Source organism: Streptomyces toxytricini (genome assembly GCF_014649915.1).
GTDB classification, from domain to species: Bacteria; Actinomycetota; Actinomycetes; order Streptomycetales; family Streptomycetaceae; genus Streptomyces; species Streptomyces toxytricini.
The window spans coordinates 57,386-73,368 of the sequence record NZ_BMTY01000010.1 but is presented as its reverse complement, the minus strand read 5'-3'; the positions used below and the strand labels follow the sequence as shown (position 1 = coordinate 73,368).

The 15,983-nt window shown below is 78.2% G+C and carries 7 protein-coding genes; all 7 read left to right on the top strand.

The window, feature by feature from the left end; all coding sequences use genetic code 11:
• Positions 1-11: 11 nt before the first annotated feature.
• The 7 genes from IE170_RS14445 to IE170_RS14415 all read left to right on the top strand — a co-directional run bounded on the left by IE170_RS14445 (position 12) and on the right by IE170_RS14415 (position 15,946).
• A complete protein-coding gene (locus IE170_RS14445) occupies positions 12-200 on the top strand; it encodes a DUF6381 family protein (RefSeq protein WP_189809765.1) in 189 nt (62 codons plus the stop codon).
• 391 nt (positions 201-591) lie between these two features.
• Complete coding sequence (locus IE170_RS14440) at positions 592-7,755, top strand: type I polyketide synthase (protein ID WP_189809764.1); 7,164 nt, start codon at positions 592-594, stop codon at positions 7,753-7,755.
• A complete protein-coding gene (locus tag IE170_RS14435) occupies positions 7,752-12,434 on the top strand; it encodes a type I polyketide synthase (RefSeq protein ID WP_268255652.1) in 4,683 nt (1,560 codons plus the stop codon). Before IE170_RS14440 ends, IE170_RS14435 begins: the two co-directional genes overlap by 4 nt.
• Positions 12,431-12,763, top strand: a complete 333-nt coding sequence (locus tag IE170_RS14430) for a phosphopantetheine-binding protein (RefSeq protein WP_373298987.1) — start codon at positions 12,431-12,433, stop codon at positions 12,761-12,763. Before IE170_RS14435 ends, IE170_RS14430 begins: the two co-directional genes overlap by 4 nt.
• Positions 12,760-13,608 (top strand): alpha/beta fold hydrolase, encoded by an 849-nt coding sequence (locus IE170_RS14425; protein ID WP_189809763.1) that lies wholly within the window; start codon positions 12,760-12,762, stop codon positions 13,606-13,608. Before IE170_RS14430 ends, IE170_RS14425 begins: the two co-directional genes overlap by 4 nt.
• Positions 13,605-14,846, top strand: coding sequence for a glycosyltransferase (locus tag IE170_RS14420; RefSeq protein WP_189809762.1), 1,242 nt, complete (start codon positions 13,605-13,607; stop codon positions 14,844-14,846). Before IE170_RS14425 ends, IE170_RS14420 begins: the two co-directional genes overlap by 4 nt.
• Positions 14,843-15,946: a class I SAM-dependent methyltransferase gene (locus IE170_RS14415; protein ID WP_189809761.1), complete on the top strand. Its 1,104-nt coding sequence runs from the start codon at positions 14,843-14,845 to the stop codon at positions 15,944-15,946. Before IE170_RS14420 ends, IE170_RS14415 begins: the two co-directional genes overlap by 4 nt.
• Positions 15,947-15,983: the final 37 nt, after the last annotated feature.

Below are 15,983 nucleotides of genomic sequence, written 5' to 3'. Positions count from 1 at the left end.
GATGGACGCCCATGAGCGACGAGAAGCAGCCCGGCACGCCCGACCGGCGGATGCGCGAGGAGGCCGAGGAGTTGGAGCTGGCGGCGCAGCACGCCTCCGACCCGGACGAGCGCAGGCGCCTCACCGACGAGGCCCTGCGCATCCGGGAGCGGATCGAGCGGGAGAGCGGCCCGGAAGGCGCGACCATGGACCCCATGTGATCCGGCCGTTCCGTTTCGGACGACCGCGGCCGCGCACGGCGGCCGCGGTCTCCCGCATTTCAGGCTACTGACCAGTCACTTCACGTTTTCCCCTGACCGCCGCACTACGGCGAATTCACGCCGATCCGCCGCCCGGGTGCCCTTGTGCGGCGTTTCCCCCGGGTGTGCCCGCTCCGCCTGATCCGGCCCCGCGCCGGCCGTCCGCTCCGGCACCGACCGCCTCGGATCAGGTACGCAGCGTTGACCCTTCAGTAACTTGGCGCTAGCTTCGCTTCGTTCACCGAAAGGCCCGAATTACCGTTCCGGGCCCGCGCGACCTTGTGCCTTCCCGCGGCCTTCGTCATGGCCGACATTCCCCCACCGGGCAACGCCATCGCATATTCGGAGAATTATGACGCCGGCAGAGCACGTCATCGGAGTGACCCCCTTCGGCGAACCCGATGCCCGCCTCGCGGCCGCGGTCACCCGCGGCGGAGGACTGGGTGTCCTGGACCTCGGCTCCGGCGACCGGGCCGCCCGCGCGGCCCTGGCCGACCTGCGGGACCGGCTGCCCGGGCGGTTCGGGGTGCGGGTCGGCCCCCACTGCCGATTACGCCCGGGGGACGCCGCCGGACTGCTCGGCGGCCCGGGCGGGCCCCGTACGGTTCTCCTCGCCGCCGGATCCGCGGTGCGGCCCGCGGACCTGCCGCCCGGCGTGCGGGTGCTGGCCGAGGCCACCGGCCTGGCCGAGGCGCGGGCCGCCCTGGACTCGGGGGCGCACGGCCTGGTCGCCCGCGGCAGCGAATGCGGCGGGCGCATCGGCGAACTCGGCACGTTCGTGCTGTTGCAGCAGCTCCTGCACGCCGTCGGCCGCGACGGGCCGCCGGTGTGGGCCTGCGGGGGGATCGCGCCGGGCACGGCGGCCGCGGCCGTCGCCGGCGGGGCCGCGGGCGTCGTCCTCGACACGCAGTTGGCGCTCCTCGCCGAGTCGGGGCTCCCCGCGGCCGTGGCGGCCGTACTGCGCCCGCTGGACGGCTCCGAGACCACCGAGCTGGGCGGCCACCGCTTCCTGCACCGGCGCCGGACCGCGGCCGCGCCGCCCGGCGCACCGCCCCGCGACCTGCCCGACGACCCGGACCGCATCGCCGCCCTGCTCGGCGGCCGCGACCCCGACACCCGGCTCCTCCCGGTCGGGCAGGACGCCCCCCTGGCCGCCGTGTTCGCCGACCGCCACCGCGACGCCGCCGGCGCCGTACGCGCCGTCACCGAAGCCATCAGGGCCGCGACCGCCGACGGGACCGCCGGCCGGGCCCTCGCCGCCGGCTCCCCCATGAGCCGCGCCCTCGGCACCCGCCTGCCGATCGCCCAGGGGCCGATGACCCGGGTCAGCGACGGGGCGGCCTTCGCCCGTGCCGTCTCCGACGGCGGCGCCCTGCCGTTCCTCGCCCTCGCCCTCGCCGGCCGAGAGCAGGCCGACGCCCTGCTCGCCGAGGCCGCTGCCGCGCTGGACGGGCAGCCCTGGGGGGTGGGCATCCTCGGCTTCGCCCCCGAGGAGACCCGCGCCGCCCAGCTCGAAGCGGTACGCGCGCACCGGCCGAGCCACGCCGTCATCGCGGGCGGGCGGCCCTCGCAGGCCCGCGCCCTGGAGGCCGACGGCATACGGACGTTCCTCCACGCCCCCTCCCCCGGACTGCTGCGCCAGTACCTCGCCGAGGGCGCGCGCCGGTTCGTCTTCGAGGGCGCCGAATGCGGCGGCCACGTCGGACCGCGCAACAGCTTCCCGCTGTGGGAGGCGCAGACCCGGGTCCTGCTCGACCACCTGGACGAGGACCCCGGCGCCGCGCCCGCCCTCGAGGTGTTCTTCGCCGGCGGCGTGCACGACGCACGCTCCGCCGCCATGGTCGCCGCCCTGGCCGCGCCGCTCACCGCCCGCGGGTGCGCGGTCGGCGTCCTGATGGGCACCGCCTACCTGTTCACCCGGGAGGCCGTCGCCCACGGCGCCGTACGGCCGCTGTTCCAGCGGCAGGTGCTGGCCGCCGAGCGGACCGCGCTGCTGCGGACCGCTCCGGGGCACGCCACCCGGTGCGTGCCGAGCCCGTTCAGCGAAGGGTTCCGGAAGCTGGCGGCCGAGCTGCGCGCCGGCGGGGTGCCCGACCGGGAGGCGTGGGAGCGCCTGGAGCGGCTGAACGTCGGCCGGCTGCGGCTGGCGAGCAAGGGCGTGGAGCGCACCGCCGCCGGCGGGCTGGCGCCCGTCGACGAGGAGCGCCAGTACGCCGAGGGCATGTTCATGGCCGGGCAGGCCGTCGTGCTGCGGGACACCGCCACGACCGTCGCCGAGCTGCACGAGTCCGTCACCTCCGGCGCCGCGGCCTTCCTGGAACGGCGCAGTGCCGCCCTGCGGGCCGCGGCGCCGGAGCCGGCCGGCGCAGGGTCGGGCGAGCGGACGCCCGCTCCGCTGGACATCGCCGTCGTCGGCATGGCCTGCGTGTTTCCGCAGGCGCCGGACCTCGCAGCATTCTGGGCGCACGTCCTGGACGGCCACGACGCCGTCACCGAGGTGCCCGCGGAACGCTGGGACCCGGACGTGCACTGCTCCCCCGGCCCCGACGGCAGCGACCCGGCCAGCGCCTCCCGGTGGGGCGGCTTCCTGCCCCGCATCCCCTTCGACCCGCTGCGCTACGGCATCCCCCCGGCCTCGCTCGGCAGCATCGAACCGGTGCAGCTCCTCGCGCTGGAGGTGTCCCGGCGCGCCCTCGAGGACGCCGGCCACGGCGAGGAGGGCCGGCCCTTCGACCGGGCCCGGACCGGGGTGGTCTTCGGCACCGAGGCGGGCAGCGACCTGTCGAACGCCGCCACGCTGCGGACCGTGCTGCCCTCCTACTACGGGCGGGTGCCGGCCGGGCTCGACGGGCAGCTGCCCCGGCTCACCGAGGACACCTTCCCCGGGGTGCTCGCCAACGTCGTCGCCGGGCGGGTGGCGAACCGCCTGGACCTGCGCGGCCCCAACCACACCGTGGACGCCGCCTGCGCCTCGTCGCTGGCCGCGCTCGACGCCGCCTGCAAGGAACTCGTCCTCGGGACGAGCGACATGATGCTGTGCGGCGGCGCCGACCTCCACAACGGCATCAACGACTACGCCCTCTTCACCTCCGTGCACGCCCTGTCCCCGACCGGGCGCTCGCGCGCGTTCGACCGGTCCGCGGACGGCATCGCCCTCGGGGAGGGCGTCGCCTGCGTCGTCCTGAAGCGCCTCGCGGACGCCGAGCGGGACGGGGACCGCGTGTACGCGGTCGTCAAGGCGGTCGGCGCGTCCAGCGACGGACGTTCGCTGGGGCTGACCGCGCCCCGGCCGGAGGGCCAGCGGGCGGCGCTGGAGCGCGCCTACCGGGGCGCGGGGGTGTCCCCGGCCGATGTCGGACTGGTGGAAGCGCACGGGACCGGCACCGTCGTCGGCGACCGCACGGAGCTCGGTGTGCTGACGGAGGTCTTCGAGGCGGCCGGCGCCCGCACGGGGAGCTGTGTGCTCGGGTCGGTGAAATCGCAGATCGGGCACACGAAGTGCGCCGCCGGGCTGGCCGGCCTGATCAAGACGGCGCTCGCCCTGCACACGGGCGTACGGCCGCCGACCCTGCACCTGTCGAGACCGAACCCCGCCTGGCGGGCGGGCGCGAGCCCGTTCGTGTTCCACCGCGAGGCACTGCCCTGGCCGGCCGCCCCCGGACGGCGGTACGCGGGGCTGAGCGCCTTCGGCTTCGGCGGCACCAACTTCCACGCGGTCCTGGCCGGGCACGGTGGCGACGCGCCGGAGCACGCCCGGGACGAGTGGCCGGCCGAGCTGTTCCTGTTCCGCGGGGCCGACACCGCGGCGGCCCGCCGGGCGGCGGCCGACCTGCTGGAGGCCGCCGGCGCGGCGGCACGCGGGGAGGCCCCGTGGCGCCTGCGCGACCTGGCCGCCACGGCGGCGGGCCGAGCCGCGCGAGGACGGGGCGGCATCCGCATCGCCTTCACGGCCCGGGACGTCGCGGACCTGTGCCGCTTGCTGCGCGCCGCGGCGGACGGGACCGGCCGGGAGTCCGGGCCCGCGGGGCGTGGGGCCGGAGCCGCGGCGGGAGCCGCCGCGAGTTCCGCTGCGGGGGCGGGTTCCGGGGCCGCCTCCGGGACGGGTGCCGGGGCCGGGACGGGTGCCGCGGCGGGGGCTCGGGGTGGAGCCGTTGCGGGGGGCCGGGTGTACTGGGCGGAGGAGGACGGGCCCGGCGGTTCCGGGGCCGGGCGTACCGTCTTCCTCTTTCCCGGGCAGGGCAGCCAGCGGCCCGGCATGTCCGCGCACCTCTTCACCGCCTTCCCCGGTCTCGGCCGGCTGCTCGGCACGGACGCCGACGGCAGGGCCGTCGCGGCGCTGTACCCGCCGGCCCCGTTCGACGACGCCGCGCGCGAGGAGATGCGGCGCGCCCTCACCGACACGCGGGCCGCGCAGCCGGCCCTCGGCATGGTGGAGCTCGCCTCGTACGAGCTCCTCGCGCGCTGCGGGATCCGTCCCGACATGGCGGCCGGCCACAGCTACGGCGAGCTGGTCGCCCTCTGCGCCGCCGGGGTCCTCGACGCCGAGGCGCTGCCGCGGCTGAGTTCCGCGCGCGCCGCGGCCATCCTCGACGCGGTCGGCGCCGATCCCGGGGCGATGGCGGCCGTGGCGGCCGCACCGGAAGACATCGGGCGGGTGCTGGGCGGCCCTCCGCTGCCCGACGGGCTGGTCGTCGCTAACCACAACGCGCCGCGGCAGGCCGTCCTTTCGGGGCCGACGCGGGCGGTCGAGACGGCCGTGCGCCGGCTGCGGGAGGCCGGGCTGGGCGTGAAGCGGCTGCCGGTGGCGTGCGCCTTCCACAGCCCGCTCGTCGCCGCGGCCGGGCCCGTCTTCGGCCGCGCCCTCGCGGACCAGCCTCTGTACGAGCCCGAGTTCGAGGTGTGGGCCAACCGCACCGCCCGCCCCTACCCGGCCGGCCCGGCCGCGGTGCGCGGCGAACTCGCCGCGCAGATCGGGGCGCCGGTGCGGTTCGCGGAGCAGGTCGAGGCGATGTACGCGGCCGGGGCCCGGACCTTCGTCGAGGTGGGGCCCGGGTGCGTGTTGACCCGGCTCGTCGCGGACGTCCTGGGCGGCCGGCCGCACCGGACCGTCGCCTGCGAGCCGCGGCCCGACAGCGGTCTGGCCGGCTTCCTCGACGCGGTCGCCCGGCTCGCGGCGGCCGGGCTGCCGGTGGCCGCCGACTGGATGTTCCGCGGACGGGACGCCCTCGACATCGACCGGGCCCCCGCACCGCGCACCCCCCGCTGGACGGTGGACGGGCACCTCGTCCGCACCGCGTCCGGCGACCCGCTCCCCGGCGCCCTCGCGCCGGCCCGACCCGTTGTGGAGGCACCCGTGGCGACGAACCCCGGAGAGGCGGCGCCGGGAGCACCGGACGCGCTGGTCGCCGAGTTCCTGCGCAGCAGCCGGGAGGTGATCGCCGCGCAGCGGGACGTCCTGCTGGCCTACTTCGGCGAAACCGCGGAGGCGACGCCCCCGGCGGCACCGCTCCTGCCGGTGCCGCTGCCGGAGCACGGGCCCGGTCGGACGGCGGGTGCCGAGGCCGACCCGGCGCCCCACGACCGGAACCCGCGGAAGGAGTCGGCGCCCGCCCCGGTGGCCGCGTCACCGCAGTCCGCACGGCCCACCGGGGAAACGATCCTGCGGGCGGTCCTGGAGCTCATCGCCGAACGAACGGGCTATCCCCTGGACATGGTCGAGCCGGACCTCGACCTGGAGGCCGACCTGAGCATCGACTCGATCAAGCGCGCCGAGATGGCGGGCGAACTCGCCCGCAGACTCGGCCCGGCGGACGCCGCCGCGCCCGGGACGCTGGACGACGCGGCTCTGGAGGAGCTGTCCCGGGCCCGCACCGCGTCCGCCATTGCCGACTGGCTGACCGCCCGTGCGACCCCGGCCGACTCGCACGCGGCCCCCGCCGCGCCCGGCTCTGCACGGAGCGACGGCGGCGTCCCGGCCGCGGACGGTCGCGCCGCCGAGGCGGTGCCGGATCCCGTGGTGGGGGCGCCGCGGCGGTACCGGGTGGTCCACTCCGAGGTCGGTGGCTCCCCGCTCGGGGCCGCGGACCTTGCCGGGAGCCGGTGGGCGGTCCTCGGGGACGGGACGGGGGACCGGCGCGGGACCGCCGACCGGTTGCGCGGGCTGCTGCACGCCCGGGGTGCCCGGCACGTTGAACTCCTCCGGGGTGACGACGGTTCGGCTCGTGGCGCCGACGTGCCCCTCGACGGTGTCGTCGTGCTCGGGGCGCTCGGCGAGGGCGGCGGGCCTGCCTTCCTGCCGGACGGGTTCGATCTCGTACGGGCCGTCCTGCGTGCCGGCGCGCAGCGCCTGTTCGTCGTCCGGGAGGCCGGGTACGGGGTGCGGGCGGCCGGGGTGGACGGGCTGGTGCGGACCGCGGCCCGCGAGTACCCCGACGCCGTGGTGCGCTGCGTGGTGCTCGGTGCGGGTGCCGCGCCGGGGCCCGAGGGGGCTGCGCAGGCCCTGGTGGAGGAGGCGGCCGCGGGCGGCGGTGAGCCGGTCGTGGTGCGGACGCCCGCGGGCCGGTTCGCGCCGGTGCTGGTCGAGGAGCCGCTCGGGCCGCTCGCCGACAGGGGGGCGGGGCCGGCCGGGGAGGGCGCCGCGGAGGCGGAGGCGCTGGGGCTGGACCGGGATGCCGTCCTCCTCGTGGTGGGTGGTGCCCGCGGGATCACCGCCCGGTGCGTGGCCGTGCTCGCAGCCGCGGCCCGCTGCCGGGTCGAGCTCCTGGGCCGGACCCCTGTGCCGGCCGGGCCGGAGGATCCGCTGACCGCTGCCGCGTCCGATCCGGCGGACCTGCGGGGAATCCTGGCCCGGACCGGCCGGTACGCCACGCCCGCCGACGTCGAGGAGGCCGCCGGCCTGGTCCTGGCCCGGCGGGAGGTCTCGGCCGCGCTGGACGCCGTACGGGCCGCCGGGGGCCGGGCCCGCTACCGGAGCGTGGACTGCCGGGACGCGGCGGCCGTCCTCCAGGCCGTCAAGGAGGTCCATGCCGAGCACGGGCGGATCGACGGGGTGGTCCACGCGGCCGGGGTCGTCGAGGACCGGCTGATCGCGGACAAGTCGCCGGAGTCCTTCCGCCGCGTCCACGGTGTGAAGACGCAGAGCGCGGCCGCGCTCCTCGCGGCCGTCGAGGAGCTGCCCGAGGGCGAACGCCCCCGTTTCGCCGTGCTGTTCGGCAGCATCGCCGCCGTCCTCGGCAACCGCGGCCAGGCAGACTACGCGGCCGCCAACGACGCACTGGAGGCGTACGGCGCGGCGTGGGCGGCGCGCACCGGGCGGCGGGCGCTGACGGTGCACTGGGGGCCGTGGGCCCCCTCGCCCGTCCACGGCGGCATGGTCGGGCCGGAGCTGGCCCGGCACTACGCCCGGCTGGGGGTGCGCCTGATCGACCCCGAGGAGGGGGCCCTTGCCCTGCTGCGGGAGTTGGCGTGGGGCGACCCTGCGGAGCGGGCCGTCGTCCTGACCGCGTCGGAGTGGTGACGGTGGACGCCCCGGCCCGCGCCCCGTACGGGGCCGGCACGCCCGCCGTGCCCGTCGCCGTCACCGGCATGTCCGTGCTGCTGCCGGGCACGCCCGACCTGGCCGCGTACTGGCGCCACCTTTGCGCCGGTACGGACCTCGTCGGCCAGGCGCCGCCCGACCGCTGGGACGCCGCCTACTACCACCCGGGCAGCGCTCCCGAGCCGGCCGCCGCCGACCGGGTGTACTGCCGGCGCGGCGGGTTCGTGGACGCCGTCGCGGAGGTGGACCTCACCCGCCTCGGGGTGATGCCGTCGTCCGTGCTCGCCACCGAACCGGACCAGCTGATCGCCCTGCACGTGGCGGCGGACGCGCTTGCCGACGCCGGCGGGCCCGACCGGCTGCCGGACCGCGAGCGCGTCGGGATCGTCCTGGGGCGCGGGGGCTACCTCACGCCCGGGCTGGTCCGCCTCGACCAGCGGGTCCGCACCGCCCGCCAGCTGGTGCACACGCTCGGCGAGCTGGTGCCGGGGCTGGACGCGGACAGGCTGGAGCAGGTGCGGCGGGCGTTCACCGAGCGGCTGGGCCCCGACCGGCCGGAGGACGCGATCGGGCTGGTCCCGAACCTGGCCGCCTCCCGGGTCGCGAACCGGCTGGACCTGCGGGGGCCGGCGTACACGGTGGACGCGGCGTGCGCGTCGTCGCTGCTGGCCGTGGACCAGGCGGTCGCCGCGCTGGCCTCCGGCCGGTGCGACGTGATGCTGGCCGGGGGCGTGCACCACTGCCACGACATCACGCTGTGGAGCGTGTTCTCGCAGCTGCGCGCCCTGTCGCCGAGCGAGCGGATCCGGCCCTTCCACCGCGGCGCGGACGGGCTGCTCATCGGCGAGGGCACGGGCGTGGTGGTGCTCAAGCGCCTCGCGGACGCGGAGCGCGACGGGGACCGCGTCTACGCCGTGATCCGCGGTACGGGGGTGAGCAGCGACGGCCGCGCCTCCGGCCTCGTGAACCCCGACCCGGCCGGGCAGGTACGGGCCGTACGGGCGGCCTGGCGGGCCGCCGGCCTCGACCCGGCCGCGCCGGGCTCGCTCGGGCTGCTGGAGGCGCACGGGACGGCCACCCCGGCCGGCGACGCCGCCGAACTGGCCACCCTGCGCGAAGTGTTCGGGCCACCGGACGCCGCGGAAACCGCGGGACGGCCCGTGCTCGGGTCCGTGAAGTCGATGATCGGGCACGCCATGCCGGCCGCGGGGATCGCCGGGCTCGTCAAGGCGGCGCTGGCCGTGCACCACGGTGTGCTGCTGCCGACCCTGCACTGTGAGGACCCGCACCCGGCGTTGGCCGGGACGCGTTTCCGCCCGCTCGCGCAGGCCGCCCCGTGGGAGGCGGGGCCGGGCGGCGGGCCGCGCCGGGCCGGGGTCAACGCGTTCGGCTTCGGCGGGATCAACGCGCACGTCGTCCTCGAACAGGCCCCCGCCGCGGCCCCGGCGGCCGCGCTCCCCCACACGCGGGCGCCGCGCTCCCGGACGGCGGTCGGCGAGCCGGAGCGCGTCCTGCTCCTGGCCGCGGACACGCCCGACGGCCTCGCCCGCCTCCTCGAGGCGCCCGACCCGGCGGTACGCGCCGGAGGGCAGCCTGCGGCCGCACAGGCCGGGCCGGTGCGGCTGGCCGTCGTCGGGCCCTCCCCCGAGCGGCTGGGCCTGGCCCGGCGGGCCGTCGCCAAGGGCGAGCCGTGGCACGGCCGCGGCGACGTGTGGTTCCGACCCGGCCCCCTGCTCGGGGCGGCCGCCCCGAGCACCGGCAGGACGGTGTTCCTCTTCCCCGGCCTGGAGGCCGAGTTCGCGCCGCGCGTCGACGAGGTCGCCGACCGGTTCGGCCTGCCCCGGCCGCCGGTTCCGCCCGGTCCCGCCCCGGACGGCCCGGCCGCGGGCGGCCCGGCCGCGGGCGGGCTGGGCCGCCACGGGCTCGGCGTCGTCGCCGTCGGCCGCCTCCTCGACGCGGCACTGCGCCGCATCGGCGCCGTACCGGACGCGGTCGCAGGGCACAGCGTCGGCGAGTGGACGGCCATGGCCGCGGGCGGGCTGTACGAGGAGGAGGCGGTGGACGCGTTCATGGCCGCCCTGGACCCGGAGGCGGTCCGGGCCGCCGACCTGGCGTACGCGGCAGTCGGCGCGCACGCCGACCGGGTGGCGGGCCGGCTGGCCGGGGGCGGCCACCCGGGGGTGGTCGTCTCGCACGACAACGCGCCCGGCCAGTGCATGGTGTGCGGACCTCCCGACGCGGTGGAGCGGTTCGCCGCCGCACTCCGCGCCGACGGCGTCCTGGTACGGACGCTGCCGTTCCGCTCGGGTTTCCACACGCCGATGCTCGCGCCGTGCATCGGGCCGTTCCGGGAGGCCGCCGAGCGGCTGCCACTGCGCACCCCGCACACCCCGGTCTGGTCGGGGACGACGGGCCGGCCGTTCCCGGCCGACGCCGCTGGGGTCCGCGAGCTGTTCGTACGCCACCTGCTGGAGCCGGTCCGCTTCCGCACCCTCACCGGCTCCCTGTACGAGGCCGGCTTCCGCGTCTTCGTCCAGGCGGGCCCGGGACAGCTCGGCTCCCTGGTCGGGGACTGCCTGGCCGGGCGCGACCACCTGGTGGTCGCCGCGAACTCGCCGCGGCGCGGGGGCCTTGCGCAGCTGCGGCGGGTGGCGGCCGCGCTGTGGACGGCCGGCGCCGCCACGCGCCCGGAAGCCGTGGACGCGCCGGACGCCCGGCCGGAGCGCACTGCACGTCCCGGCGCCGCCGGGGCGCGCGGCGGGCGTCCGGTCCGGCTGGACCTCGGCGGGGCGCTGGTGTCGCTGCCCCCGTCGTCCCGTCCGCCCCTCGCACCGCACCTTGGCGCCGGGGCGGTCGCCGCTGCGGGATCCGCGGCCGGCGGGGCCGTCGCCGCCGAGTTGGCGGCGCTGTTGGACGAGACGGCACGCACGGCGCAGACCGCCGCCGCGCTGCTCTCCGGGGCCGGACGGCCGGGTGCCCGCGTACGCCGGCGCCCGCCGGCGGCGCCCGCCGCGCGCCGGGAGACGGTGCGGGTGTCGGTGGAGCGCATGCCGTACCTGCTGGACCACTGCTTCTTCCCGCAGCGCGGGGACTGGCCGGACGTGGCGGACCGGTGGCCCGTGGTGCCGGCGACGACGATCGTCGCGCTGATGAAGGCGGCGGCGGAGCGTGCCGCTCCGGGGCGGGCGGCGGTCGCGGTGCACGACGCGTGCTTCGACCGGTGGCTGACGGCCGCCGAGCCGGTGGACGTGCCGGTCTCCGTCACCCCGTGCGGCCCGGACCGGGTGGCGGTGTCGTTCGGTCCGCATGCGCGCGCCGTGGTGGAGCTGGCCGGCCGGTGGCCGGCGGAACCGCCGCCCGCGGTGCCGGCCGACCCGGCGGGCGAGCGGGTGCCCGACCACACGGCGGAGCAGGTCTACCGGGAGCGCTGGATGTTCCACGGCCCGGCCTACCGGGGCATGAGCCGGCTCACCGCCATCGGCGACCGGCACGTGCGGGCCGTCCTGACGGTGCCGACCGCACCGGGCGGGCTGCTGGACAACGTGGGGCAGGTCCTCGGCTACTGGATCATGGCGACGCGGACCGAGCGCACCGTCGTCTTCCCGGTACGCGTGCGCCGGATGCGCTTCCACGGCCCGGACCCGCGGCCGGGCACGCCGGTGGAGTGCACGGTGCGGATCACGTCCCTCACGGACACCGTGCTGGAGGCCGACGCCGTGCTGACGGTGGCCGGCCGGGTGTGGGCGGAGCTGTCGGGCTGGCAGGACCGGCGCTTCGACAACGATCCGCACACCCGGCCGGTGGAGCGCTTCCCCGAGCGCAACACCCTGTCGGTGGCCGGGCCCGGCGGCTGGTCGCTGGTGTTCGAGCGCTGGCCCGACCTGGCGTCCCGCGAGCTGATCATGCGGAACGCCCTGGGCGGGCCGGAGAGGGCCGCCTACGCCGCCCGGCCGCCGCGCGGCCGCCGGCAGTGGCTGCTGGGGCGGATCGCGGCGAAGGACGCGGTGCGCCGCCTGCTGTGGGACGCCGGGGAGGGTCCCGTGTTCCCCGCCGAACTCCTCGTGGAGAACGAGCCGTCGGGGCGGCCCCGCGTCACCGGCCGGTACGGGCGCACGCTGCCGCCGCTGCGGGTGTCGGTGGCGCACCGGGCCGAGGCGGGAGTCGCGCTCGCCCGCGCCGCGGACGCCCCGGGCGGGCCGGGCGGGCCGGGGCCGGGCATCGACATCGAGGAGATCGCCGAGCCGGGCGGCGCGACCGCGGCGACCGTGTTCGGGGCGGCGGAGCTGGCCCTGCTGGCGGCCTGCCGCGCCGGCTCGCCGGAGGCTGCGGAGGTGTGGTTCACCCGGTTCTGGGCGGCCAAGGAGGCCGTCGCCAAAGCGGAGGGCACCGGACTGCGCGGCCGGCCCCGGGACATCGAGGTGACGGCTGCGGAGCCGGACCGGCTGACGGTCCGTGTCCGCCGCCGCACGGACGCCTCCGGCCCGCCGGACGCACCGGGCGCGCCGCAGGGCCCGTACGGCGTGTACCGGGTCGACTGCACGGAGGTGGCCAACCCTCCGGGCCTGCCGCCGCGCGCGTACGTCGTGGCGTGGACGACCGGCCCGGACCCGGAACCCCCGGGCCCGGGCGCCGACCGTGACGAGGGGAGCCAAGGGTGACGACCAGCCGGCCCGGCACGTCCGGGGAAGCCGACGAGGCGGAGATCCTCGCCGAGCTGACCGCCATGATCCGACAGGTGCTGGAGGGCTACGAGGTGGAGGAGGGCGAGGTCACGATGCGCACCCGTTTCGGCGCCGATCTCGAACTGGAGAGCATCGACCTGGTGACGCTCGCAGGCCTGCTGCAGGAGCGCTACGGCGGCGCGGTCAACTTCGCCGAGTTCGTCGCCGACCTGGACCTGGAGGAGATCATCGAGCTGGACGTGGGCCGGCTCGTGGGCCACATCCGCCGGTGTCTGAAGGCCTCGGACGGGGTGGGGACGCGGTGACCGTCCTCGACACCGGGCGGGTCCGGCTGCACGTGCAGCGCCTCGCGCCGCCGGACGGCCGTCCCGCCCGGGCCACCGTGGTCCTGGTGCACGGGCTGCTCACCGACAGCCTGGCCAGCTACTACTTCACCATCGCCCCGGCCCTGGCCGCGGCCGGGCTGGACGTCGTCATGTACGACCAGCGGGGCCACGGCCGCAGCGAGCGCCCCGCCCGCGGGTACGGGCTCGACGACGCGGCCGGGGACCTGGACGCCGTCCTGGACGGGCTGGGCGTGCCGGGGCCGGTGCACCTGGTGGGCAACTCGTACGGCGGGACGGTCGCGTTCGCGTACGCGCTGCGGCGCCCTGAGCGGGTGGCCAGCCTGGTGGTGGTGGAGTCGGAGCCCGCGACGCCCGCCTGGGCCGTCAAGCTGGCGGGGCTGCTGGAGCGGGTCCGCCACGAGATGACCGCCGACGAGGGTGCGGCGCTCGCGTGGATCGCCGCCCACCACGGCGGGCACACCGCCCGCCTGGCGAAGGCCGCCGGGCGGCTCGTACGGGACACCAGCATCGCAACGGACATCCCGGCCGGCCCGGTGCTCGACGACGCGGCGATCCGGACCCTGCGCCGCCCCGTCCTCGCCCTGTACGGGGCCGACTCCGACCTCGCCGAGCAGGCGCCCCGGATGCGCGCGCTGCTGCCGCACTGCACCGCGGAGCTGGTGCCGGGGCTGCGCCATTCGGTCCTGGTGGAGGCTCCGGCGCGGGTGCGGGACGCGGTCCTCGACTGGGTCGGCCGCCACGGCCCGCCCGAGGCTGCGGAGCGGCTGCCGGCCGAGGTCGGGCCGGGGGTGCGCGCCCGGTGAGCGCCTTCCTCTTCGTGGTCCCGCCGCTCGTCGGGCACGTCAACCCGCTGGTGGGGGTGGCGTCCGAACTGGCCGCCCGCGGCCACCGGGTGGCCTGGGCGGGCGACCCGGTGCTGGTCCGGCGGTTGGCCGGGCCGGATGCGGCCGTCCACCCGTGCGCCCGGAGCGGCCCCGGCGGACCGGACGGCGGTGACGGGAGCGGTGGGAGCGGCCGGGGCGGTGGGGCGGACCCCGTGCGCCCGCCCGGCATGCGTGGTCCGGAGGCGCTGCGCTTCCTGTGGGAGCGCTTCCTGGTGCCGCTCGCCGAGGCCATGGCGCCGGGCGTCCGCGAGGCGGTCGCGGCGTTCCGTCCGGACGTCGTCGTCGCCGACCAGCAGGCGCTGGCCGGGGCGCTGGTCGCGGAGGACCTGGGGATCCCGTGGGCGACGTCGGCGACGACGTCCGCCGAGTTCGCGGACGCGCTCGCCCCGATGCCGCGGGTCGCCGCCTGGAACGACGCGCTGCTGGGCGGCCTGCGCCGGCGGATCGGGCGTCCGGGCAGCACCTGCGACCCCCGCTTCTCCCCGCACCTCGTGCTCGCGTTCAGCACCCCCGAGCTGGCAGGGCCGGCCCTGCGCGGCGGCGACCGGATCGCCTGGGTCGGGCCCTCGCTGGCGGCCCGGCCGCGCCCCGCGGCGTTCCCGTGGGAGCGGCTCGATCCGGGGCGCGCGCTGGTGCTGGTGACGCTGGGGACGGCCAACACCGGCGCCGGCGGGCGCTTCCTCGCCGAGGCGGCGGGCGCCGTGCGGGCGCGGGCCGGGGCGGTGCAGGGCGTGTTCGCCGATCCCGACGGCGTGCTCGGCGTACGGGAGGGCGACCCGGACGTCGTCGCGCTGCCGTTCCTGCCGCAGCTCGAACTGCTGGAGCGGGCCGCGGCCGCGGTCTGCCACGCCGGCCACAACACGGTCTGCGAGGCGCTGTGGCACGGCGTCCCGCTGGTCGTGGCGCCGATCCGCGACGACCAGCCGGTGGTCGCCGCACAGGTCGCGGCGTGCGGGGCGGGCGTCCGGGTCCGCTTCGGGCGGGCCGGCGCCGCCGCGATCGGCGCGGCCCTCGACACCGTGCTGGGCGAGCGGCGGATCCGGGCGGCGGCCGCGGGCGTCTCCGCCGCGTTCCGGGCGGCGGGGGGCGCGGCCGCCGCCGCGGACCATCTGGAACGGCTGGCCCGGCCGCGGGCCGGGGAAGGCGAGGACGGATGAGCGGGCGCAGGGAGCGCGCGGCCCGGGTGGCCGCGCTGCGGGCGGCTTACCGGGAGGAACTCGCGGACGGCACGGCGGTGTTCTTCGAGCCGCGTGCCCACCGCTGCCCGTGGTGCGGCTCGGGCCGGCTGGGGGGCCGGCTGCGCACCACGGACCTGTTGCAGCACAAGCCGGGCGAGTTCGCCCTGGACCGGTGCCACGACTGCGGGCACGTCTTCCAGAACCCGCGGCTGAGCGAGCGCGGACTGGCCTTCTACTACCGGGACTTCTACGACGGCCTGGGCGAGGAGCGCCTCGACGGGGTCTTCGCGGGCCGCACGGCCTCCTACCGGGCGCGCGCCGAGTCGGTGCGCCCGCACCTGGCCGGTCCGGCGGAGTGGCTGGACGTGGGCACCGGGCACGGGCACTTCTGCGCGACGGCCGCGGAGCTCCTGCCCGACGTGGCGTTCGACGGCTTGGACCGCTCCGACGGGGCGGAGCTGGCCGAGCTCGCGGGGCGGGTCCGGCGCGGGCACCGCGGGACGTTCGCGGAGCTGGCGGAGAAGGCGCCCGGGTCGTACGACGTGGTGAGCATGTTCCACTACCTGGAGCACGCGCCGGACCCGCTCGCCGAGTTGGAGGCGGCGTACGCGGTCCTGCGGCCCGGCGGGCTGCTCGTGGTGGACGTACCGGACCCGGAGAGCCGCTGGGCGCGGCTGCTGGGCCGCTGGTGGCTGCCGTGGCTCCAGCCGCAGCACCTGCACCTGGCGCCGGCGGGCAACCTGCGCCGGAGGCTGGGCGGGAGCGGGTTCACGGTGCTGGCGCAGGAGCACGCGCCGGCGCACGACGCGGTGGACCTGGTGGCGGCGGCGTGGCTGGCACTGGACGCGGTGGCGCCCCGGGAGGACCTGCCGTGGCTGCCGGAGCCGCCGGGGCCGGCCCGGCGGGCGCTGCGGGGCGCCACCCTGCTGGCCGGGGTGCCGCTGCTGCTGGCGGCGACCGTTCTGGACCGGGCGGTGGCGGGCCCGTTGGCGGAACGGTGGGGGCTGACGAACGCCTACCGGCTGGTGGCCCGCCGCGAGGCCCGGCCTGACGGTGCACCGGCGACGACCGGAAGGTGATCCCCCGGTTCCGGGCGGCTTCCGGCCCGGTGCGAGA